At 35.7% G+C, this 21,593-nt stretch carries 20 protein-coding genes and 1 riboswitch; of the genes, 13 read left to right on the forward strand and 7 right to left on the reverse strand.

Features of this window, described 5'->3' with window-relative positions:
* Positions 1–17 precede the first annotated feature (17 nt).
* From ACUN26_RS03175 to ACUN26_RS03190, 4 genes are all read left to right on the forward strand, one after another.
* A complete protein-coding gene (locus ACUN26_RS03175; protein WP_000856447.1) occupies positions 18–2,210 on the forward strand; it encodes an MMPL family transporter in 2,193 nt (730 codons plus the stop codon).
* Positions 2,211–2,311: 101 nt separating this feature from the next.
* Positions 2,312–2,728, forward strand: coding sequence for a hypothetical protein (locus tag ACUN26_RS03180; RefSeq protein ID WP_000490306.1), 417 nt, complete (start codon positions 2,312–2,314; stop codon positions 2,726–2,728).
* Between the two features lie 98 nt (positions 2,729–2,826).
* Positions 2,827–3,750 (forward strand): RluA family pseudouridine synthase, encoded by a 924-nt coding sequence (locus ACUN26_RS03185; protein ID WP_000448340.1) that lies wholly within the window; start codon positions 2,827–2,829, stop codon positions 3,748–3,750.
* A gap of 91 nt (positions 3,751–3,841) precedes the next feature.
* Entirely contained in the window at positions 3,842–4,447 is a 606-nt protein-coding gene (locus tag ACUN26_RS03190) for a DUF1648 domain-containing protein (protein WP_000241828.1), read from the forward strand.
* Between the two features lie 39 nt (positions 4,448–4,486).
* Here ACUN26_RS03190 and ACUN26_RS03195 read toward each other — a convergent pair whose 3' ends face one another.
* The 4 genes from ACUN26_RS03195 to ACUN26_RS03210 all read right to left on the reverse strand — a co-directional run bounded on the left by ACUN26_RS03195 (position 4,487) and on the right by ACUN26_RS03210 (position 9,743).
* Positions 4,487–5,308: a CAP domain-containing protein gene (locus tag ACUN26_RS03195; protein WP_000747570.1), complete on the reverse strand. Its 822-nt coding sequence runs from the start codon at positions 5,306–5,308 to the stop codon at positions 4,487–4,489.
* A 465-nt stretch (positions 5,309–5,773) separates the two neighbouring features.
* Entirely contained in the window at positions 5,774–7,102 is a 1,329-nt protein-coding gene (locus tag ACUN26_RS03200; protein ID WP_000209622.1) for a (Fe-S)-binding protein, read from the reverse strand.
* Positions 7,099–8,511 carry a glycolate oxidase subunit GlcD gene (gene glcD, locus ACUN26_RS03205; RefSeq protein WP_000884781.1) on the reverse strand — a complete coding sequence of 471 codons (1,413 nt, stop codon included), beginning with the start codon at positions 8,509–8,511 and terminating at the stop codon, positions 7,099–7,101. The genes ACUN26_RS03200 and glcD overlap by 4 nt, the downstream gene beginning before the upstream one ends.
* Positions 8,512–8,627: 116 nt before the next feature.
* Complete coding sequence (locus ACUN26_RS03210) at positions 8,628–9,743, reverse strand: CdaR family transcriptional regulator (protein WP_000898653.1); 1,116 nt, start codon at positions 9,741–9,743, stop codon at positions 8,628–8,630.
* A gap of 136 nt (positions 9,744–9,879) precedes the next feature.
* Between ACUN26_RS03210 and ACUN26_RS03215 the strand changes: the two genes are divergently transcribed.
* The 9 genes from ACUN26_RS03215 (at position 9,880) to ACUN26_RS03255 (ending at position 18,036) form a co-directional block, all read left to right on the forward strand.
* Positions 9,880–10,854, forward strand: a complete 975-nt coding sequence (locus ACUN26_RS03215) for a YncE family protein (RefSeq protein ID WP_001234167.1) — start codon at positions 9,880–9,882, stop codon at positions 10,852–10,854.
* On the forward strand, positions 10,847–11,518 hold the full coding sequence (locus tag ACUN26_RS03220; protein WP_000521658.1) for a response regulator transcription factor: 672 nt from the start codon (positions 10,847–10,849) through the stop codon (positions 11,516–11,518). The genes ACUN26_RS03215 and ACUN26_RS03220 overlap by 8 nt, the downstream gene beginning before the upstream one ends.
* Positions 11,519–11,521: 3 nt before the next feature.
* Positions 11,522–12,922 (forward strand): sensor histidine kinase, encoded by a 1,401-nt coding sequence (locus ACUN26_RS03225; protein WP_000494805.1) that lies wholly within the window; start codon positions 11,522–11,524, stop codon positions 12,920–12,922.
* 229 nt (positions 12,923–13,151) lie between these two features.
* Positions 13,152–13,841, forward strand: coding sequence for a FadR/GntR family transcriptional regulator (locus tag ACUN26_RS03230; RefSeq protein ID WP_255253890.1), 690 nt, complete (start codon positions 13,152–13,154; stop codon positions 13,839–13,841).
* 168 nt (positions 13,842–14,009) lie between these two features.
* Positions 14,010–14,729 carry a (Fe-S)-binding protein gene (locus ACUN26_RS03235; RefSeq protein WP_000869145.1) on the forward strand — a complete coding sequence of 240 codons (720 nt, stop codon included), beginning with the start codon at positions 14,010–14,012 and terminating at the stop codon, positions 14,727–14,729.
* A gap of 16 nt (positions 14,730–14,745) precedes the next feature.
* Complete coding sequence (locus ACUN26_RS03240; RefSeq protein ID WP_000061931.1) at positions 14,746–16,167, forward strand: LutB/LldF family L-lactate oxidation iron-sulfur protein; 1,422 nt, start codon at positions 14,746–14,748, stop codon at positions 16,165–16,167.
* Complete coding sequence (locus ACUN26_RS03245) at positions 16,167–16,877, forward strand: LutC/YkgG family protein (RefSeq protein ID WP_000907756.1); 711 nt, start codon at positions 16,167–16,169, stop codon at positions 16,875–16,877. Before ACUN26_RS03240 ends, ACUN26_RS03245 begins: the two co-directional genes overlap by 1 nt.
* A gap of 86 nt (positions 16,878–16,963) precedes the next feature.
* The gene (locus ACUN26_RS03250) at positions 16,964–17,713 is read left to right on the forward strand and encodes a prepilin peptidase (RefSeq protein WP_002038259.1); all 750 of its coding nucleotides are present in this window, start codon (positions 16,964–16,966) and stop codon (positions 17,711–17,713) included.
* A 23-nt stretch (positions 17,714–17,736) separates the two neighbouring features.
* A complete protein-coding gene (locus ACUN26_RS03255; RefSeq protein WP_000342675.1) occupies positions 17,737–18,036 on the forward strand; it encodes a cyclic-phosphate processing receiver domain-containing protein in 300 nt (99 codons plus the stop codon).
* 27 nt (positions 18,037–18,063) lie between these two features.
* Here the strand turns inward: ACUN26_RS03255 and ACUN26_RS03260 are convergent, their stop codons facing one another.
* The 3 genes from ACUN26_RS03260 to ACUN26_RS03270 all read right to left on the reverse strand — a co-directional run bounded on the left by ACUN26_RS03260 (position 18,064) and on the right by ACUN26_RS03270 (position 21,529).
* Positions 18,064–18,915: a formate/nitrite transporter family protein gene (locus tag ACUN26_RS03260; protein WP_000893032.1), complete on the reverse strand. Its 852-nt coding sequence runs from the start codon at positions 18,913–18,915 to the stop codon at positions 18,064–18,066.
* A gap of 205 nt (positions 18,916–19,120) precedes the next feature.
* A complete protein-coding gene (locus ACUN26_RS03265; protein ID WP_000383309.1) occupies positions 19,121–19,915 on the reverse strand; it encodes a TerC family protein in 795 nt (264 codons plus the stop codon).
* A 90-nt stretch (positions 19,916–20,005) separates the two neighbouring features.
* Positions 20,006–20,171, reverse strand: a riboswitch (yybP-ykoY riboswitch).
* 38 nt (positions 20,172–20,209) lie between these two features.
* On the reverse strand, positions 20,210–21,529 hold the full coding sequence (locus tag ACUN26_RS03270) for a TrkH family potassium uptake protein (protein ID WP_000822351.1): 1,320 nt from the start codon (positions 21,527–21,529) through the stop codon (positions 20,210–20,212).
* Positions 21,530–21,593: the final 64 nt, after the last annotated feature.

Here is a 21,593-nt window from a genome sequence, read left to right on the forward strand (position 1 = left end):
AAAGTAGGTGAAAATGTGTGAAGACAAATGTACATAAAGTGGATAAGTGGGGGAAGTTAGGAACTTTCTTGTATCAGTTTCGTTATACAGTAATTGTAGCGCTACTATTGCTTGCGATAGCACTCGGTATTTTTGCTCCAAAGCTACCGGGAGTATTAGGTGGTGATGGTTTTCAAACGGAAGGGGACTATCAAAAGACGAAAGAAATTTTAGATAAAGATTTTAAGAGGTCTCAAGATACGCTCCTACTCGTTTTTGAAAGGAATAAGGATGCTTCACATGAGGATTTTAAAAAGCAAATAGAGAGCATTGTAAAGAAGGTTGAAGAGAACGAGAAATATGAATCTTTCCATCATCCAGTGCAAAATAAAGAAATGTTACAAGATAATATCGGTTATGCGACAATATTATTTTCCGGGAAAACAACTAAAGAACGTATGGAAAAGACATTACAGTTCGCTGATACTATTGAGAAGGAAAGTAATACAGCATTAAAAGTAACACCTACAGGATTTCCAAAAATTAATCAAGAGATTAATGAAAGAACACAAAATGATTTAAAAGTAGCAGAGATGATTGGTTTACCAATTGCATTTCTCGTATTACTATTTTCATTTGGTAGCCTTTTGGCATCTATTTTACCGATTGTAAATGGCGCGCTTAGTGTCATTAGTACGATGGGGATTTTATATTTTATAGGTAGCGACAAAGAGTTATCTATTTTCGTATTAAATGTTGCACCGATGATTGGACTTGCACTATCCATTGATTTTGCACTGTTATTTGTGAATCGTTTTCGAGAGGAAGTTGCGAAGAGAACGGTGAAAGAAGCGATAGCGATTACGTATCAAACGGCAGGACGTGCGATCGTATTTTCAGGATTATGCGTATTCGTTGGTTTATCAGGCTTATTTTTCTTTAAAATTGATTATATTCAGTCTGTTGCCATAAGCGGGATGATTGTTGTGATTATGAGTATTTTATTCTCACTTACACTTCTTCCAGCACTATTATCTTTAATTGGAAAACGAATATTAAAAAAGAATCAAGTAGCACATACACCGGCAAAGGCATGGCGTAAATTTGCACAATTTGTAATGAAACATCCAATCATAATGATTATTGCTGTTACAACATTTATTGTTATTTGTTTATTACCGCTACGTACAGCTAATTTGCAGTTTCCTGGTGTTGAAGCGTTACCTGAAAAGAGTGACACTAGAGTTGCTTATGAGAAATATGAAGAAGCATTTAATAAAACGGTCCAAACACATGCTGATGTTACATTAGTAGTAGAGACGAAAAAAAATATAAAAGAAAAAGAGAGTTTACAAAAGATAGAAGAAGTTGTTCAAAAGTTAAAAGATGATGAGAAAGTATATGAGGTAAGAAGTTTATACGATGGGTTAACCGGAATGAAAGCAGATCAAGTTGCTGGTATATTGCAGTCGCCAGAAGCGGCAAAAATAGCTCCTGTATTTGAAGCGTACTCAAAAGGAAATAAGACAATAATAGAAGTCTTTTTGGATACGAAGCCTCGTACAGAAACTGCGAAACAGTGGGTTCGTGATTTCAAAAGTAATTATAAAGAAAATGATGTTACGTACTACCTAGGCGGAATGACGACGTTCCAAAAAGAGTTAGAAGATGAAATTAAAGATAAAGTTGCAATTGGTATGTCAGTTATATTCGGATCAACCTTTGTCATTTTATTATTCGCATTCCGTTCTATACTCATTCCAATTAAGGCAATTATTATGAACGTACTTAGTTTAAGTGCAACAATTGGAATTGTCGTTTGGTTATTTGAGGGTGGTCATTTTGGTTTAGAAGCGAGTCCTGTTTTATTTGTATTACCAATCTTCATTTTCGGCCTTGTATTTGGGCTTAGCATGGATTATGAAGTATTTCTTATTTCACGTATTCATGAGCTTTATGAAGAAACAGGAGATAATGATCAAGCAACGTTAGAAGGGCTCGTTTCAACGAGTAGAATTATAACGTCAGCTGCTTTAATTATGATCGTTGTAACGGGTGCGTTCGCATTTACTGATATTTTACCAGTAAAGCAAATGGGTCTTGGCGTGGCATTAGCGATATTCCTTGATGCAACCGTTATTCGTCTTATGCTTGTACCAAGCTTAATGAAGTTGTTTGGAGACTGGAATTGGTGGCTGCCATTTCGGAAAAAACGAGAAAAATCATCATAAAAAATACTCATCTTATAGATGAGTATTTTTTTATGAATAGCAAGGCCTACATTTTGCAAATAGTATGTGATAAGAACATTACATATAAGTAGGTGAAGGCAATGTTTCGTTATTTCAAATTTAAGCTAAATGATACAGTACAATTTTCAGAAAACGATGGGCATATGTATCGCATTGTCGGTTATCGATTAGAAAAAGGATTTTATCCAAAAGATGAATGGACTCATATCATTTATGAACTGCTTAGAGAGTTTGATGGATATACGATGGACGCAGAAGAGGAGGAACTTGTAAAGGTTATTCAAGTAGAGGATGAGTATTACAAAATACAAGAGCTATCGGGCTATCGGTATCCAGTAAAAATGAAGCAAAAGCAGCAAGTTATGAAAGGAGAGAAAATAGACGACTTATTAGATACATACAACGACTATAAACGATTGGCGGATTTCTTCAAAGATTTATCGTATGAGCAAAAAGCTGAAGAAGTATTGCAGGAAATGAAAAGGCTTAGAGCGTGAGGGGCAGTCGATTATAAGGCTGTCCTCTATTTTTGACGATGCATCAAAGCGTGTTTTCCGTTACAATGAGAGAATCAATAGAAATAAGGTGATATAGTATGGAAACAAAGAAGAAGGGCGAATGGTGCGAAATTACTGTACCGGCTAAATGGAATGGTATAAGTATCGAATCGTTATTAAAAGTAGAATGGGAACTACCGAAAAAGTTATTACATCAGCTTCGTATGGAAAAAGGTGTTACTGTTAACGGTGAACAGAGAAGATGGAATGAGCTTTTAAAAGAGGGCGATAAATTCCAAGTTCACATGTTTATGGAGGAAGAGTACGGTGTAGAGCCAGAATATGGTGAGTTACATGTAGTATATGAAGATGATCACGTACTTATCGTAAATAAACCAGAGAAAATGGACACACACCCTGCCGAAAAAGGTGGAACGGGAACACTTGCAAACCTTGTTGCTTTTCATTTTCAAATGCAAGGTTTAGAGACGAAGGTTCGCCATATTCATCGTTTAGATAAAGATACGACAGGTGGTGTCGTGTTTGCTAAACATAGAATTGCTGGCGCGATTATGGATCGTTTATTAATGGAACGAAAAATAAAAAGAACGTATGCTGCGCTTGTTGAAGGGAAAGTGAAAAAGAAGAAGGGTACAATTGACGCTGCTATTGGAAGGGATCGACATCATGCTACGAGACGTCGTGTTTCCCCAAAGGGTGATGAAGCTATTACATACTATAAAGTAGAAAAGTATTTTAAAAAGCACAATACAACCTTTGTAACCTTACAATTAGAAACAGGTAGAACGCATCAAATTCGTGTGCATATGAGCCATAATGGTAATCCGCTAGTTGGGGATGTGTTATATGGTGGACAAACAACATATATGTCAGGGCAAGCGTTACATGCAATGAAAATTAATTTCTTGCATCCAATTACGAAAGAAGAGATCGAAATTGATGTACCGTTTCCTACAAAATTAAACAATATAATGAAAGAATTTCAAAGGGAAAATGTGTAAAGTGTAAGTTTTAATTTGAGAAAAGTAAATTTTTGCAGGAATTTCTCTAAAAGAAGCGAAGCCGTAAAGAGAAAAGAGAGGTGAGAATTACTTGGTCAAATATAAATATATACTAGGAATATTTTTCGCTTGTCTTTTATTTACCCTATGCATCTATCCATATTTACCAGAACGTTTGGCAGTACATTGGAACGAAAATGGTGGGCCGAACGAATTTATGAGTAAACAAGTTGTTGTTGCATTTATTCCGGTTCTTATTATTTTTTTACATGGATTTGTGTATATTATTTCACATAATATATATAAGTTTAATGGAGGAGAGCATTTCATTATAGGCGGATTTATAAAGACGATTACTTTATTTATGTTGTTTATTCATATGCTTATTCTCGTTATTAATTTTGGAAGTTTTATATCCTTTCAGACAGGATTAACGATCGGGATTAGTATGTTTCTTTTTATGCTTAGCAAAGATTTTAAAAAGATAAAGGGTAAAGAAAAAGATCCAATTAAATTACAAAAAATTCGTTTAGTGAGTAGACGAATTTTTCAAGTGATGGCATGTGGTATACTGTTTTCCTTGTTTTTGAACTTGAAGTGGGGATTTTATGTATTGCTTAGCGTAATAAGTTGCGGATCTATTTTGTTTATGTCCTACATTTTATATTCATACATAATAGAAAGTTACGAAACTTAAAAAGAGTCTTCTCATTATGAGAAGACTCTTTTTATCTATTTACTTCGTAATAAATTGTTGTGTCCAGTAGTTACCGCTTTCTACATAACCAACACCGATGTGAGTGAAGCCGTTATTTAAGATGTTTGCACGGTGTCCAGCACTGTTCATCCAAGCTTGTACTACCTCTTCAGGTGTACGTTGGCCTTGAGCGATGTTTTCACCTGCAGATGTATAAGAAATACCAAATTTCTTCATCATGTCAAACGGAGACCCGTATGTAGGGCTGTTATGATCAAAGTAGTTATTTTTTTGCATATCTTCAGATTTAACACGCGCTACTTTGCTTAATTCAGTATCGATTTTTAGTGCTGGTAAGCCTTGTTTTGTACGCTCAGCGTTTGTTAATTCAACAACACGTTGTTCGAACTCGCTTAAAGATTTTGCTTCTTCAGCAGGCTTTTGCTCAGCTGGTTTTTGTTCTGTAGGTTTTTGCGTATTATTGTTTTCAGCAGGCTTTTGAGCTTCTGGCTTTTGTTCAGCAGGCTTTTGCTCAGCTGGTTTTTGTTCAACAGGCTTTTGAGTTTCTGGCTTAGCTGTTGGTTGCTCAGTTACAACATTTTCAGTAGGTTGTTGACCAGGAACGAAGCAATTTGGTTGGAAGTTTCCTTGTTGCCATTGTGCTAATGATTCAACTCCCATAGATTGTAAGAATGCTTGTAACTCTTGTTGGTTCATTTGCTTCATCATCACTTTTGAATGCTGAATATTTTGAACCTTTATGTTAGATGGTTGTACTGTTGCAGCTTGTGCATCTAAAGAAGATACTCCTAAAGTAAGAGCTGTTGCAGCAGCTACAGATAATAAAACACGCTTTTTCATGATGTGTGTCCCCCTATATAAAGTTTTAATTTGTTTTCACACGATTTGTTTTTGACAGCCTGTCTGACTGACAAATCCATCGTAGCATACAATTTACGAGAAAAAAGATGGAAAAAAATTCATAGACTTAAAATTTACCTAATTTATCCTAAGGAGAGAAAAGGAGAGAAATAAGAGAAACGTAGAGTGTAAAAGGAATTTTCAGCATTTTTATACTTCGTTTTAATAGGAGGTTTTTGGATAAATGTACCTATATTGAAAATGAAGAATCCTATTGTATCAATGGTTTGAACGTTTTTTTAAGGAATATACTGGATTGTTTTTTACAAAACTGTAATGTTTCTGTTGTTCTTTTTTATAATAAAGTAACATATTTTTAATGTTGTAGCAGACAAAAAAGCGGCTATCTCTTTACATAGACGAAGGAGATAGCCGTTTTCCTATTATTACGTATGTTACGAGTTATTACGAGTTAGTTTCAATTGCTTCTAATAATAAATCTACAATGTGAATTCCTCTCATTTTATGAGAAAGACCTTCACGTTCAATACCTAGTTTCATTTGTAATAGGCACCCTGGATTTGCAGTGACAATTGTTGCTGCATCTGTTTCATGTACACGGTCCATTTTATAATCTAGAAATTCCATTGATAATTCTGAGTGTACAATGTTGTATATACCAGCCGAACCACAGCAGCGATCCGCATCTTTCATTTCACGGTATGTTGCGCCTTGAATGGCTTCTAGTAGCATACGAGGTTCAGAAGATGTTCGCATAACGTTACGTAAATGGCAAGAATCTTGATACGTAATAATTTGCGGCGTGAGTCGTAAGTCAGTTCGTTTATGGAAATCTAGTTCTACTAGAATAGCGGTAATATCTTTAATTTTAGAAACAAACTGCTTTGCACGTTCAGCCCATTCTGGATCATCTTTTAGAAGATAATCATAGTCTACGAGGTAAGCCCCGCAACCACCTGCATTCGTAATAATATAGTCGATGTTTAAGTCTTCGAATGCTTTTATATTTCGTTTCGCTAATTCTTTTGCTCCACTCTTTTCACCAGCATGTCCATGTAATGCACCGCAGCAACTTTGTGTTTGCGGGATAACGATATCACAACCGGCTAATTGAAGAAGTTTCATCGTTGCGTTATTTGTTTCTAAAAACATCGTATCCATTAAACAGCCTGTGAAGAATGCAACTTGTTTTTTCTTTGTACTTTCAGCAGATAAAAATGTAGGACGATCTTTCATTGCTTTCATTTTAGGGACTTTTGGTAAAACGAGATCCATCGTTGCAAGTGTTTCAGGGAATAACTTCATAATACCTGTTTTATGAGTTAACGTTTGTAAGCCGGAACGTTGGTAAAATCCGATAAGTCCAGTTAAAGTTCTCATTCGATTTTGATGTGGGAATAATCCTTCAAAAACGATTTTACGAACGGCTTTCACTGGCATAGAGAATTTTTTATTTTGATTAATAATATCACGGGCTTCTTCTAATAAATGTCCATAATTCACACCAGATGGACAAACAGGTTCACAAGCACGACAGCCAAGGCAAACGTTTAAAGTATTTTCAACATCTTCATCTGGCTCGATTAAACCATCAACGACAGCTTTCATTAATGCGATACGTCCGCGCGGCGAATGTGATTCTTTATACCCAGATTGAATGTAAGTAGGGCAAGTAGGTAAGCAGAACCCGCAGCGCATACAGTTTAGTAGCTCATCTTCACTTAATCGTTCTTTAAATTCCTTTTGAATGTTTTCTTTATTTAATGTTGTCATCGCTCAACCACCACTCTTTTACGAGTGTCTTTCGCGAACATCTTTCCAGGATTCATAATGTTATTTGGATCGAAGGCTTGTTTAATCCCTTGCATAGCGGCAATACCTTCTTTACCTAATTTCATTTCTAAATAGGGAGCTTTCATCGCACCAACACCATGTTCACCAGTAATCGTACCACCAAGCTCAATTGCTTTCGCAAATATTTCAGCAAAAGCTTGTTCAGCACGGTGCATTTCTTCTTCATTACGGGCATCTGTCATACAAGTTGGATGTAGGTTTCCATCACCAGCGTGTCCAAACGTACAAATAGGAATATTAAATTTTTTTGCGATGGCATTAATAGCTTCAACCATCGGAGCAATTTGTGAACGAGGTACTGTTGCATCTTCTAATATTGTCGTCGGTTTTAATCTTGCAAGTGCTGATAGTGCGCTACGGCGTGCTGTACGAAGTGCATCTGCTTCCGCTTCATCTTTTGCAACGCGAACATCAACTGCATTCATAGAGTGGCAAACGTTAGCCATTTTTTCAATATCTCGATCGACCAATTCGGGTGGACCATCTTGTTCAATTAATAAAATTGCTTTTACGTCAGTTGGTAAACCGATTTGTGCAAACTCTTCTACAACTTCAATTGTCGGTTGGTCTAAAAACTCAAGTGTCGCTGGAATAATTTTATTTGCAATAATAGAAGAAACAGCACGTGCAGCTTCATTAATATCTTCGTAGAGTGCCAGCATTGTTTTCTTCGTTTCAGGCATAGGAACAAGTTTTAATATCGCTTCTGTTACTACTCCAAGTGTTCCTTCAGAACCGATAAATAGACGAGTTAAATCGTAACCAGCAACATCTTTTGCTAATTTACCACCAGTACGAATGATATCACCATTTGGTAAGACAAGTTCAAGACCCATTACATAATCACGTGTTACACCATATTTTAACCCACGTAATCCGCCTGAGTTTTCATTAATATTACCGCCGATTGTAGAAATTTTCATCGAGCTTGGATCTGGCGGATAAAATAATCCCTTTTCTTCTACTGCTTTAATAATATCAAGTGTAATGACACCAGCTTGTACGGTAATTGTTAAATTTTCTTCATCAATCTCTAAAATATTGTTCATATGGCGGAAAATAAGGACGATACCGCCTTCTAGTGGACAAGTTCCTGCACAAAGGTTTGTTCCAGAACCACGAACATACACAGGGATTTTGTGAGAGTTACATACTTTTAACACTTCAGCTACTTCATTTGTATTACGAGGAGCAATGACTGCATCAGGCATTGCTTGGAAGTTTGGAGTGGCATCATAACTATAAGTTAAGCGCCCCATATTGGATGTATCTACATTATCTTCGCCAACAATGGATACGAATGAATGAATAATTTGCTTGTCTAACATTGGAAATCCCCCTCAAACTGTTAACGTGTTTAGTCATAATAAAAACGTTGTAACAGTGCTTTCATTATAATGATAAAAAAGTTGGAGGATTCTTTCTATGTATAATCATCTGAAGATTAATCTGTTTTATCGTTCTTTTTTGTATGATTATCTAATAAAAGGAGTGCGAAGTATAAAACATTTAAATCTTTGAATTGTTTCGGATCAAGTCCGGTATGTTCTTCAATTTTTTTTAGTCGGTAATGCAATGTATTAATGTGTATATGTAATTGCTCAGCTGTCTGTTTATAAGATTGGTTATAATCGATAAATAAACGTAAAGTGTGCATGAGCTCAGGAGATTGTACTAAGTTTTCAATGGTACGCTCTAGAAACTGTTCTCGCGTTTCGATAGAAATATCTTGTAAGCACATTTCTAAACGTAAATCTTCATTAAATACAATTTTTTTCGTTTCAAGTGACACAGAAAGCGCTCGTAGTGCTTGTTCATATGATATGTGCATCTTGCTTGGCGTAACGGTTTGTCCAATCCCGATATATAAAGGGATAGAAAATAAAGTTTCACAGTCATGTTTTAACCGTTTTAAAAATAGGTAAGTTTGTTCTTTAGAGCTCATCGCTGAAAATAAAATAAATCGATCATTTCCCCAGCGAACAAATAGATGGTCTTTTGCTAATAGATTGCGAATATGTTGCCAAACTTTACGCTGGAGCATCGTATCATTTTGATCAATCGAAAACAAAATAAGTTGTTTCTTCTTATATAAATCAACGCCAAGTGTTTTTGCACGATCGAGAAAACTTGAAGACCAGTCTGTATTTTGAAGCCAATCAAAGACAAATGCTTCATAAGAACGGTGTTCAAGTTCTAATTGCTCTAAAAAGTAGTTTTCATGAATTAATAATTCGGTCATCTTCCGTAATATTTCTCCGTATTGTGAAATATTGTCGGGTTCTCCTGTAATTCCAATAACACCAATTACTTCGTCATGAAATAGTAAAGGAAGATTCATCCCGGCTTTTACACCTTGCAACCGTCGTTCATCTTCTTTTGTAATGATGACGGTTTTCTTTTGTTTCGCGCAGCGGAGTGCTCCCTCATGAAATTGACCGATTCTTTTTGCATCTGTACTGGCGATAATAACACCTTGTATATTAATGATAATAATATTTTCTGTAATTAGTCTGCGTACTTCCCGTACAATTTTATTCGCTAAATCAGGAAAAAGCATAATTTGCACACCTCAAATTCTATTTGTTGTACATTATATATGTAAGTTGAATAAGAAAGGAAGATTTCACACTTTCCACACATTTATTTGTTATTTTACAATTATAACGAAATCATTCGAAAATGGAGGGAATCTTTTGAGAAAGTATGTTTTTCTTCTCTGTTTTTTATTTCTATTAGTAGGGTGTCAAGGAAGTTCATATACACCAATTACTGAAGATAAAAGTATTATTATAACAACGAATATAAAAGAAGGCAGTATTAGTTTTATTGATAAAAAAACTAATAAATTAATTACGACATGGGAATTAAATGAACCGATGGCAGGAATTGCACTACTTCCAAACGGCGAGGACATACTTGTATATGGTAAGCAGTTAGAATACATGTATGTATATTCACTAGCAGAAGGAAGGCAAGTGGAAAAATATAAAACTGGAAAAGGCATTGTAAATGTGGTTGTATCAGAAGATAAAAAACAATTGTTTGCCGCCGATCAAAATGCACAAAAGGTAAGGTTCTTTACGATAGAAGGGAAAGAGACAGAAAGTGTTTCAACAGGAAAAGGACCGATAACCCTGGTAGAGTATCATAACCAGTTATCTGTACTAAACTTTTATGATACGAAGCTAACGACAATTGATACAAAGAAAAAAGAGGTTATACAATCCTTTATGATTCCACCAGCATCAACAGGAGCAACGATTAGTCCGGATGGAAAAGAGATATGGATTGGCGGACATGGTGATGGAAATCAAGTGAATGAGAAAGTATTAGTGTATTCTTTACAGAGCGGCGAAATGGTACGTTCTTTACACGCCCCGTTTATGCCTGTGAACATAACGAAAGATAATAAGTACGTATATGCATTAAGCCATGGTTCGAATACGCTTAGAAAATTTGATATTAGTACGTATAAAGAGGTAGCTTCCGTTGAAGTAGGCTCAAATCCATTTGCATTTTTGAAAAGCGGGGCAGAAGGATATGTAGCAAGTTATGATAGTGATGAAGTGTGCGTCATGGATATGAAAAGTATGAAAATAAAACAAACAATTAAAGTCGGAAAAGGACCATTTCAACTCATAGAGAGGGAAGGGAAGGACAATGGGTAAATATAGAGTGCTAGTTGTAGATGATGAAAGTGACATGAGGCAACTTGTCGGAATGTACTTAGATAACTTCGGATACGAGTGGGGAGAAGCTGAAAATGGAAAAGAGGCTCTAAAAAAATTAGAGTCAGATCATTATGATTTCGTTGTATTAGATATTATGATGCCAGAGATGGATGGACTTTCAGTTTGCAAAGAGATTCGAAAAACGTCAGATGTGCCAATTATATTTTTAACGGCAAAAGGTGAAGAGTGGAATAGGGTGAACGGTTTACGCATGGGAGCAGATGATTACATTGTAAAGCCGTTTAGTCCAGGTGAATTAATTGCTCGTATGGAAGCTGTACTAAGACGTTATACAAAGCAAGAACAGCAAGAGGAGATTCAATTTGGTCCCATTCTTATTAATGAAAAAAGTAGGAGGATTGAGGCAGATGGCGATCCGATTTCTCTTACAGTAAAGGAGTTTGATTTACTATATTTCCTTTGCCAACATACAGGACAAGTATTTAGCCGGGAACAATTGCTTGAAAAGGTGTGGGGGTATGATTATGCGGGAAGTACAAGAACAGTAGACACACATGTGAAAACGATGCGTTTGAAACTTGGAGAAAGTGGAAACTACATTCAAACTGTTTGGGGTGTAGGCTATAAATTTGAGGTGTAACGTATGTTTACGATGGTACAAAAGCTTTGGCTTACAGTAGTATGTGCAGTATGTGTAACAGTTTCCTTTCTTTATTTTGTATCTTTATACTCGTATGAAAAGTTATACGTTGATAATTTAAAAGACTCATTAGTAATGGAAGGAAAGCGTCTTGCAACGCAATATGATAAGAATGAAGGAATGTCAACTTTTGAAGAGAAAGTAAGAGCATTTGATCAAATATCTAGTTCAGACGTTCTTTTCGTTTCCAATCCTCGTGATCTAAGCGCATGTTTGCCTTTTGATGTGCATCATCATTCTCTTATAAGTGAAGGGGATAGACAAACACTACTAGATGGTAAAACGGTGACAAAGGTAGGATATGAAGAACATTTTGATCGGAATATTATGGGGGTTGTTATCCCTGTTTTAGATAATAAAAAGTTAGTTGGAATTGTATATTCTTATATTCCTTTAAAAAGTATAAAAGACTTAATATATGATATGGGTCTTATTTTAGCCCCGCTAGCAATTGCTATGATTTTAATTACGATATGGATTGGGAGAAAAATTATTATAGCGATTACGAAGCCGCTTTCGCAAATGGAGCGGGTTGCCAATCATTTCGCTACTGGAGATTTCTCGGAGCGGATTACCATTTCTTCAGAAGATGAAATTGGACGATTAGGAAAAGCATTTAATAAAATGGCGCATTCTTTAGAAACAGAAGATGTAAAGCGTAAGGAATTTTTGGCTAACGTTTCGCATGAACTTAGAACACCGCTTAGTTATATAAAAGGGTATAGTGAGGCTATCTTAGATGGTGTAGCAAAGGGACCGCAGCAAGAAAAAGTGACGCAGCTTATTCATAAAGAAGCGGATCGTATGCAGCGTCTCGTTCATGATTTATTAGATTTAGCGCAACTAGAAGGTGAACATTTTCCTCTAAAGAAGCAACCTATTGTGTTCTCGCAGCTTATTGAAGATGTGTTAGATACGTATGAACTAAAGTTTATAGAAAAAAAACTTCGTATTTCAACGAATTTAAATCCTGAAATTATCGTAATGATTGATGAAGATCGTATGCAACAAGTTCTTCATAACGTGTTAGATAATGCGATACGGTATACAAATCAAAACGGGAATATCATAATAACGCTAGAGCAAATAGACGATTACTGTGAGTTGAAAATAAAGGATACAGGAATAGGTATTGATGCAGAGCATTTAGAGAATCTTGGTGAGCGTTTTTACCGAGTTGATAAAGCGAGAAGTCGCCAACATGGTGGAACAGGTTTAGGGCTTGCGATTGTAAGGCAAATTGTTCATATACATGATGGTGAGTGGAAAATAGAAAGTGAAAAAGGTAAGGGAACAACAGTATTTATTAAGTTAAAAATACAAGATGAAGGAAGCATGTTCTAATGTAAAGGACATGCTTTTTCAATTGAATATAAATGAATATAGGAATAGATATAAATTAATAGCAAATAAATATTAAAAATTTGACTATTTTATGAACAAAACATTTGTACTTCTTACCAATTCGTTCTAAAATAGGTATGGATGCTAAGTTCTTATAAATCGTTTCAATTGTTGTTTGGAAGATACTGAGGTGATTTAACTGGAGTACAAATCTATTAAACCGAAAAAAATTTACGAAGAAGTATCTGAAGCTATTTTAACAATGATTAAAAATGGTACGTTAAAACCTGGTGACAAGCTACTTCCTGTGCATCAATTAGCTGAGCAGTTTCAAGTTGGCAGATCTGCTGTTCGTGAAGCGTTAAGTGCGCTAAGAGCGATGGGCTTAATTGAAATGAAGCAAGGAGAAGGCACATATGTGAAGAACTTTGATTCTTCTTCATTAACAAAATCATTAAACAATAGATTATTAATGAAGAAAGAAGATATTTTGAATTTATTAGAAGTGCGAAAGGTGCTTGAAGTGGGGGCAGTTCGAGCAGCAGCGGCAAAACGTACGGAAGATAATTTGCAAAATATGAAACATTGGTTAGATGAAATGGCAAAGAGCATTGGAGATGAAAAGGCTGGCGAAAAAGCAGATTTTCAGTTCCATATGGGAATTGCAGAGTCTTCGCATAATAGCATTTTGCTTGAACTCATGAATCATGTTTCAGAGATGATTGCTGAAACGATTGGTGAATCAAGACGCATTATTTTATATGGTGAACAAACGACATCAGAACGACTTATAGAAGAGCATCAAGTTATATATGATGCGGTTTTAAAACAAGATGTAGAATTAGCGCAGCAAGCAATGCTAGAGCATTTAACAAATGTAGAACATATTGTCACAGGTAGAAACGATATAAATTCGTAATTTAATCTTCAAAAAATCTAATTTTCTGATAAAATAGAGAAAGATTAAGTAAGCGTTTTCTTTAGAAAAGGGAGAGGATAGGCCATGGTTGAGCCTATTTCTTCTCTCTTAAGTCATCTGATGACCATATGTTTGTTGGCGAAGTTGTAAAGAGGGGGAGTAATAATTATGAAAGTTACTTTATTTGTTACTTGTTTAGTCGATATGTTTGAAACAAATGTCGGTAAAGCAACAGTTGAAGTGTTGGAGCGTTTAGGTTGTGAAATTGAATTTCCGGAAGCACAAGTTTGTTGTGGTCAGCCTGCTTATAATAGCGGCCATGTAGAAGCAGCAAAAGAAGCGATGAAACATATGATTGAGACTTTCGAAGATGCAGAATATATCGTTACGCCATCTGGCTCTTGTGCGACAATGTTTCATGAGTATCCGCATGTTTTTAAAGATGACCCGAAATGGGCTAAACGTGCACAAAAGGTTGCTGATAAAACATATGAATTTACACAATTTATTGTAGATGTTTTAAAAGTGACAGATGTGGGTGCAAGTTTACCAGGAATAGCTACTATTCATAAGTCTTGTCATATGACACGCCTGCTTGGAGTAAAAGAGGCACCAGGAATTTTATTGTCTAATGTAAAAGGATTAACTGTGAGAGAACTGCCAAACGTGCAAAATTGTTGTGGGTTTGGGGGAACGTTTTCAGTTAAGATGACTCCGATTTCTGAGCAAATGGTAGATGAAAAAGTAGATAGTGTAATGGAAACAGGTGCTGATTATTTAATCGGTGCAGATTGTGGGTGTTTGTTAAACATTGGCGGACGTATTGAGCGTTTAGGAAAAGAAGTAAAAGTAATGCATATTGCTGAGGTACTGAATAGTCGCTCATGAAGGGGGAACATAAGCTATGTCTATGAAAATCAGTGAGAAAAAATTTAATGATCGCGTAGGCGATGGAATTCAAGATTCGTTTATGCGTGGAGCAGTATCTTCTGCACAAACGCGTTTATATACGAATCGATTAAAAGCAGCGGACGAATTGGGAAACTGGGAAGAGTGGCGTGAACTAGGTGAACAAATTCGTCAACATACGTTAGAAAATCTTGATTATTACTTAATGCAGTTAAGTGAAAATGTATCAAAAAGAGGCGGCCATGTGTACTTTGCGAAAACGAAAGAGGAAGCAGCAAAGTATATTCAAGACGTCGCGAAAAAGAAACAAGCGAAAAAAGTAGTGAAATCAAAGTCGATGGTAACAGAAGAAATTAGTATGAACCATGCGCTTGAAGAAATTGGTTGTGAAGTGTTAGAAAGTGACTTAGGAGAGTATATCTTGCAAGTAGATAACGATCCACCTTCACATATTATTGCGCCTGCACTTCATAAAAATAGAACGCAAATTCGCGATGTATTTAAAGAAAAACTTGGCTATGAAAATTCTGATGATCCATATGAGATGACAAAGTTTGTTCGTAAACAACTTCGTGAGAAATTTATGGATGCGGAAATTGGTGTGACGGGTTGTAACTTCGCTGTTGCAAATACGGGATCTCTTTGTTTAGTAACGAACGAAGGTAATGCGGATCTTGTTATGTCAATTCCGAAAACACAAATAGCAGTAATGGGTATGGAACGTATGGTTCCGACAATGGAAGAGTTAGATGTTTTAGTTGGTTTACTATGCCGTAGTGCGGTAGGTCAAAAGTTAACAAGTTATGTAACAGTAGCAGGACCAATTCAAGAAGAGGAAGTTGATGGACCTGAAGAGTTCCATTTAGTTGTTGTTGATAATGGTCGTTCTCAAATTCTTGGATCTGAATTCCGTTCAGTATTGCAATGTATTCGTTGCGCAGCTTGTGTAAATGTATGTCCTGTATATCGTCACGTTGGTGGACATTCATATGGATCGATTTACTCAGGACCAATCGGTGCGGTATTAACACCACTTTTAGGTGGATATGATGATTACAAAGAGCTTCCTTATGCATCTAGTTTATGCGGAGCATGTACAGAGGCTTGTCCAGTAAAAATTCCATTACATGATTTATTATTAAAGCATCGCCAAGTAATCGTTGAACAAGAAGGACGTGCGCCACTTGCAGAAAAATTAGCGATGAAAATGTTTAGTATGGGTGCTTCTTCAGCTGCATTATACAAAATGGGCTCAAAAATGGCACCAGCAGCAATGAGTCCATTCACATCTGGTAACCGTGTATCAAAAGGTGTTGGACCACTTAAAAACTGGACGGATATTCGTGAATTCCCAGCGCCAAGTAAAGAAAGATTCCGTGATTGGTATAAAGATCATAAGAAAGGCGGGAATAAATAATGGCAGGATTAATTCAAAACCGTGATTCCTTTCTAGATAACATTGCAAAAGAACTTGGGCGTGCGCGTAAAAGAGAAGGTGTCGAGCGTCCAGTATGGAAAAGTAATGTGAATATAGAAACGTTAAAAGATTATTCACAAGAAGAATTACTAGAAGTATTTAAAAAGCAATGTACAAACATTCATACAACTGTAGTAGAAACGACAAATGACCGTTTGTATGAAGACCTTCAAAAAGTAATCATGGAAAACGGCGGGGGACCTATTTTATTATCAGCAGATGAACGCTTTGATGCATATGGTTTAACATCTTTATTTAAAGAAGAACTTCCAAAGCGAGATATTGAAGTAAACGTATGGGATCCAGAGAGAAAAGACGAAAATATGCGTATAGCTGAAAAAGCGAATATCGGTATTGCATTTAGTGATTATACATTAGCTGAATCTGGTACAATTGTTGTACAAAGTCATAAAGGGCAAGGACGTTCTTTACACTTTTTACCGACTGTATACTTTGCTATTATTCCACGTGAAACACTTGTGCCTCGTATTACGCAAGCAGTTCAGGATATGAACTCACGTGTAGAAAATGGCGAGACAGCGGCATCTTGTATTAACTTTATTACAGGACCTAGTAACTCTGCTGACATTGAAATGAATCTTGTTGTCGGAGTACACGGACCATTAAAAGCGGTATATTTCATCGTATAAAAGAGGGGAAAGCAGGCCAGAAAATGGCCTGCTTTTTTAGTAGAATAAAGGATAATATGAAGTAGAAGTTCTCTCCTTTTTTTGTTATGTTCTTTTGGAAAGGAGAGGAAGGGATGTTCACTTATATATATGCATTGTTAGTGGGTATGGTGTTTGGTTCTTTTTTTATGCTAATCGCAATAAGGGTTCCTTTAGGCGAGTCTATTATTACACCGCGTTCGCATTGTCATTATTGTAAGTATGTACTAAAGCCAAAAGAACTAATTCCAATCATTTCATTTTGTATACAAAGAGGGCGCTGTACGAATTGTAAGAGGGGAATTCCGATTCTGTACGTAGTATTTGAATTTGTAACCGGTACAATATTTTTTCTTACTGTATATATGATTGGAGTAGAACGAGAGCTTCTCATCATTTTATCGCTTTTTTCGTTACTTCTTATTATTTCCGTTACAGATTATATATATATGTTAATTCCTGATCGTATTTTAATTTCGTTTGCTTTTCTGCTTATTTTAGAATGTATTTTTGTACCGTTAGTTACGTGGATAGATAGTATAGTTGGTAGTGGGGTTATACTCTTTTTGTTATATTGTATGCAAAAGATATATCCAGAAGGGCTTGGTGGAGGGGATATAAAATTACTCTCGCTACTTGGATTTATAGTGGGATTGAAAGGGGTTTTTATTATTTTATTTTTAGCGTCTTATTGTAGTCTTTGTTTTTTCGGGATGGGTATTTTATTAAAGCGTATAGAAGCAAGTAAACCAATTCCATTTGGCCCTTTTATTAGTCTTGGAGCAATATGTTATGTATTAATTGTGTATTCAAAATAGAGGGGGATAGAGAATGAATATATATGGATGATCAAAGAGGTTGTCCGTTTGGATATGTGCCCGCAACTACAGTAGAAACTGCCTTGCAATTTGTTAGGGAGAATGAGGTAAATATTATTTCTCTCGACTTTAATATGGGATGGCGGCAGAGTAATGGATTTGATTTCGTAAATATTTTTTGTAAAGAGGGATTATATGTTAAGGAAATCCACTTTCACACAAATGATGTCATTGGTATGGATAAGATGAAACAAAGAATAGAGGGTGGAAAAGAACAAGGAGAGATTGAAGCAAGTATTATTGTGAAATATGTGGGGAGCTAAAAACTCCAAAGTCTAACTTTGGAGTTTTTAATGTTTCATATGTGCTTGTAAAGGAATAATCTCTTCTTGTTGAGCTGCTGCGATTACAGTCTCTTCCTGTTTAACATCAGGTGTTTTCTTTGTTAAGTAGTGATATACCATACCGACAAATACGGACCCGCCAATAATGTTACCGATTGTAACTGGAATTAAGTTATGAATAGCGCCTGCAAAAGAAATTGTCTCAGGATGTGGTGATACTAAAGATAAAGCAAACAGTGATAAGTTTGCAATGCTATGCTCATAACCAGATAAAAAGAAAGTGAAAACGAGCATCATCATCATTAATATTTTGGCTGTGTCACCTTTCACTTGAGAAGGTAAGAAGCAGGCAAGACAGACAAGCCAGTTACATAAAATTGCTTTAAAGAATAATTGCATTGTAGGTGTATTCATCTTTCCTTCAACTACTTTATTCATTAAATGACCGTGATCAATCGCTTCGAAAATGCCAGTTGCGTAAAATAGTAAGGCAAAGAATAAAGCACCCGCTAAGTTACCTGCATAACATGCAATCCAGTTGCGAAGTGTATCAGAAATCGTTGTTTCTTTTCTTAAAGTTGCTACTGTGAAGTACATTGTATTTCCAGTAAATAATTCAGCACCACCATATATAATAAGTACGAGGGCAATCCCGAAAAACATGGAAGCAGCTAAATAAGTTGCTGGTGAATCTGCAATGTGAAAAAAGTTACCTAATTTAAAACATAGTACAATAATAAAACCGATATAAATGCCCGCAAGTGCAGCACGAATGAAATATTGCATCGGATTTATATCTAGCATTTTCTTTTTGCTCTTAGCCAGTTTGACAACATAATCTAATCCTTGTTCTAGCATGAGTCATACGCTCCTTTAGTAAATCTTCTATAAATACTCCTTATATGAATAAAGTACATGGATTCGTTCACAGTTTCAATAAGTTTGTGCAATATTTCACAAAAAGGACATACATAAAATAAGAAAGCGATTACAAAAGGTAGTATAATGGAATTTTTTCTAAAAATAGAGAGGGAATTGAAATAAAAAAGAAAAAGCGCTGTAATTACAGCGCTTTTTCGTCTAAATTCTTTTCTACTTTTACTTCTACTTCTTTCGAGAAGAACCAACCGCCAACTGCGATTCCAACTAATACAATCCAGAATGTAAGTTTCCACGGAGTAGATTCTGGGAATGAATGCGGAATTACATTTAATGCAGGGTGTGCTAATGTATAGATTGCTAACTTCACACCAACCCAACCTACAATTAAGAATGCTGCAGTTTCAAGTCCTGGTTTACGTTTTAATATTTGTACGAAAGCAGTTGCTGCAAATCGCATAATGATTAATCCAATAAGTCCACCTACAAAGATAACAACGAATTGCCCAGTATCAAGACTACCAATTGTACCTAGTCCTGTTTTCGGTAAAGTCATTGCTAATGCAACAGCAGCTAAAATTGAATCAACTGCAAAGGCGATATCAGCAACCTCGACTTTAAATACAGTCCACCAAAAATTCTCTTGTTTTTTCTTTGCTTCTTTTTCTTCTGTGTCTTCATCCGTATTCTTTTTAACATACGTTTTAAATAAGTGATTACCAGCGATAAACATAAGGTAAATAGCACCGATTGCTTGCACTTGCCATACATCGACTAAGAACGAAATCATAAATAACGATCCGAATCGGAAAACAAATGCCCCCGCTAATCCGTAAAATAGTGCTTTTTTACGTTTTTCTTCTGGTAAATGTTTTACCATAATTGCAAGAACAAGCGCGTTATCAGCCGCTAAAATCCCCTCAAGTGCAATCAGGATGAGTAATACCCAACCATACTCCAATAATAATGATACATCCATGTACATTCTCCTCTCATTTCTATAAGTACTAAATAAGTGAAGAATTTCCCCACTATTTAGTTTCCCCATACTCCTGCCTATTAACTTTGGAAGAATTTGGTGATGAATACAAAAAAGACCTCTGCCGTTAATAGGCAAAGGTCTTGCTAGACATATGTAATAAAAATGCCAACAAAGCCGGAAGAACTAAGTTCTACGTAATGACGACTTTGTTTCCAAGAAATATTCTTGGACGCTACTCCCCTTTGGAGATATGCTATTGTACTCTCATTATATGGATAATTTATACGGTTGTCAACCTGTTAAAATATCTTCGTTCGGATATTTTATTTTCCGGTTCTTTTTGCGTGCAAATGAAAAAGCCAATGTTAATGGTCCCATTTTTCCAAAAAACATCATAAAGATAATAATAGCTTTTCCAATTATCGTTAAGTGTGGCGTTAAATTCATACTGAGACCGACTGTTCCAAATGCTGAAAATACTTCGAAAGCACTCATCAATAGAGGAACTCGCTCAGTAATACTTAAAATTAAAATAGCAGCAAAGATAAATGAAATGGAAATAATAGTAATGGTCAATGATTTGACAATGAGCGTATCTTTAATGGATTTTTTAAACACAACAATATCATCTTGTTCTTGTAAAAATTTAAATACGCCAAAAAACATAATTAAAAATGTTGTTAACTTAATTCCACCACCAGTTGAAGCACTACCAGCACCAATAAACATAAGAAGCATCATTAATAAAAGGGAAGGTTTTGTTAATGCAGAAATATCAACGGTATTAAATCCGGCAGTGCGCGTTGAAATTGCTTGGAAATAAGCAGCCATTCCTTCTTCAAATGGGGTAAAACCTCTCATAGAAAGAGAATTATGGAACTCGAATATGAAAATAAAAACGGTAGCAATAATATTGACGATTAGAGTAGAAGAGAGCATGAGTTTTGAATGTAATGTAAGGTTTTTAAAGTTCTTTTTTCTTTTTATATCTATAATCACTGTAAAACCGATTCCACCTAAAATTATGAGAGAAGAAATAACGAGATTGACGAGAATACTATGAGAATGGGACATTAAATTATCGCTCCACACAGAAAAACCAGCGTTGTTAAAGGCAGAGATCGAATGAAAAAAACTATAATAGAACCCTTTAGCAATTCCGTATTTTGGTACCCATTCAAAAGAGAGGAGCAAAGTAGCAATACATTCTACTGTAAAAGAGAATAGAAATAATGCTTTGGCAAGACGAATGACACCGCCGATATTCGTTTGATTTAGTGCTTGTTGTAACAAAATGCGATTCTGAAGACCGATTTTTCTGCCAAGCATAATTGCAATTAAAACAGCGAAGCTCATAATGCCAAGACCGCCAACTTGTATAAGTGTTAAAATTACACATTGACCAAATAAGGTAAATACTTTTCCAGTGTCCACAACACCAAGCCCTGTAACTGTACAAGCAGAAACCGTTGTAAATAAGGCATCGAGCCATGAAATAGATGTTGTTGTAGCAATTGGTAGTTTTAATAAGCATGTGCCGACAATTGATAATACAATAAAAGATAAAGTAAGAACACGAGGAGGGCTCATGCTAATATTAATCCGTTTCATCTCACATATCGTTCCTTTCAGTTTGTTCTTACTAGTATGTGAAAAAGCGCTATTATGTATGTTG

It is taken from the genome of Bacillus sp. WC2503 (genome assembly GCF_052682895.1).

What these genes read in the sequence shown, in the direction of transcription:
- ACUN26_RS03180 (WP_000490306.1), top strand. Translation starts at nt 2,312, where the DNA reads ATGTTTCGTTATTTCAAATTTAAGCTAAATGATACAGTACAATTTTCA.
- ACUN26_RS03185 (WP_000448340.1), top strand. Translation starts at nt 2,827, where the DNA reads ATGGAAACAAAGAAGAAGGGCGAATGGTGCGAAATTACTGTACCGGCT.
- ACUN26_RS03195 (WP_000747570.1), bottom strand. Translation starts at nt 5,308, where the DNA reads ATGAAAAAGCGTGTTTTATTATCTGTAGCTGCTGCAACAGCTCTTACT.
- ACUN26_RS03200 (WP_000209622.1), bottom strand. Translation starts at nt 7,102, where the DNA reads ATGACAACATTAAATAAAGAAAACATTCAAAAGGAATTTAAAGAACGA.
- glcD (WP_000884781.1), bottom strand. Translation starts at nt 8,511, where the DNA reads ATGTTAGACAAGCAAATTATTCATTCATTCGTATCCATTGTTGGCGAA.
- ACUN26_RS03210 (WP_000898653.1), bottom strand. Translation starts at nt 9,743, where the DNA reads ATGCTTTTTCCTGATTTAGCGAATAAAATTGTACGGGAAGTACGCAGA.
- ACUN26_RS03220 (WP_000521658.1), top strand. Translation starts at nt 10,847, where the DNA reads ATGGGTAAATATAGAGTGCTAGTTGTAGATGATGAAAGTGACATGAGG.
- ACUN26_RS03225 (WP_000494805.1), top strand. Translation starts at nt 11,522, where the DNA reads ATGTTTACGATGGTACAAAAGCTTTGGCTTACAGTAGTATGTGCAGTA.
- ACUN26_RS03235 (WP_000869145.1), top strand. Translation starts at nt 14,010, where the DNA reads ATGAAAGTTACTTTATTTGTTACTTGTTTAGTCGATATGTTTGAAACA.
- ACUN26_RS03240 (WP_000061931.1), top strand. Translation starts at nt 14,746, where the DNA reads ATGTCTATGAAAATCAGTGAGAAAAAATTTAATGATCGCGTAGGCGAT.
- ACUN26_RS03245 (WP_000907756.1), top strand. Translation starts at nt 16,167, where the DNA reads ATGGCAGGATTAATTCAAAACCGTGATTCCTTTCTAGATAACATTGCA.
- ACUN26_RS03250 (WP_002038259.1), top strand. Translation starts at nt 16,964, where the DNA reads ATGTTCTTTTGGAAAGGAGAGGAAGGGATGTTCACTTATATATATGCA.
- ACUN26_RS03255 (WP_000342675.1), top strand. Translation starts at nt 17,737, where the DNA reads ATGGATGATCAAAGAGGTTGTCCGTTTGGATATGTGCCCGCAACTACA.
- ACUN26_RS03260 (WP_000893032.1), bottom strand. Translation starts at nt 18,915, where the DNA reads ATGCTAGAACAAGGATTAGATTATGTTGTCAAACTGGCTAAGAGCAAA.
- ACUN26_RS03265 (WP_000383309.1), bottom strand. Translation starts at nt 19,915, where the DNA reads ATGGATGTATCATTATTATTGGAGTATGGTTGGGTATTACTCATCCTG.
- ACUN26_RS03270 (WP_000822351.1), bottom strand. Translation starts at nt 21,529, where the DNA reads ATGAAACGGATTAATATTAGCATGAGCCCTCCTCGTGTTCTTACTTTA.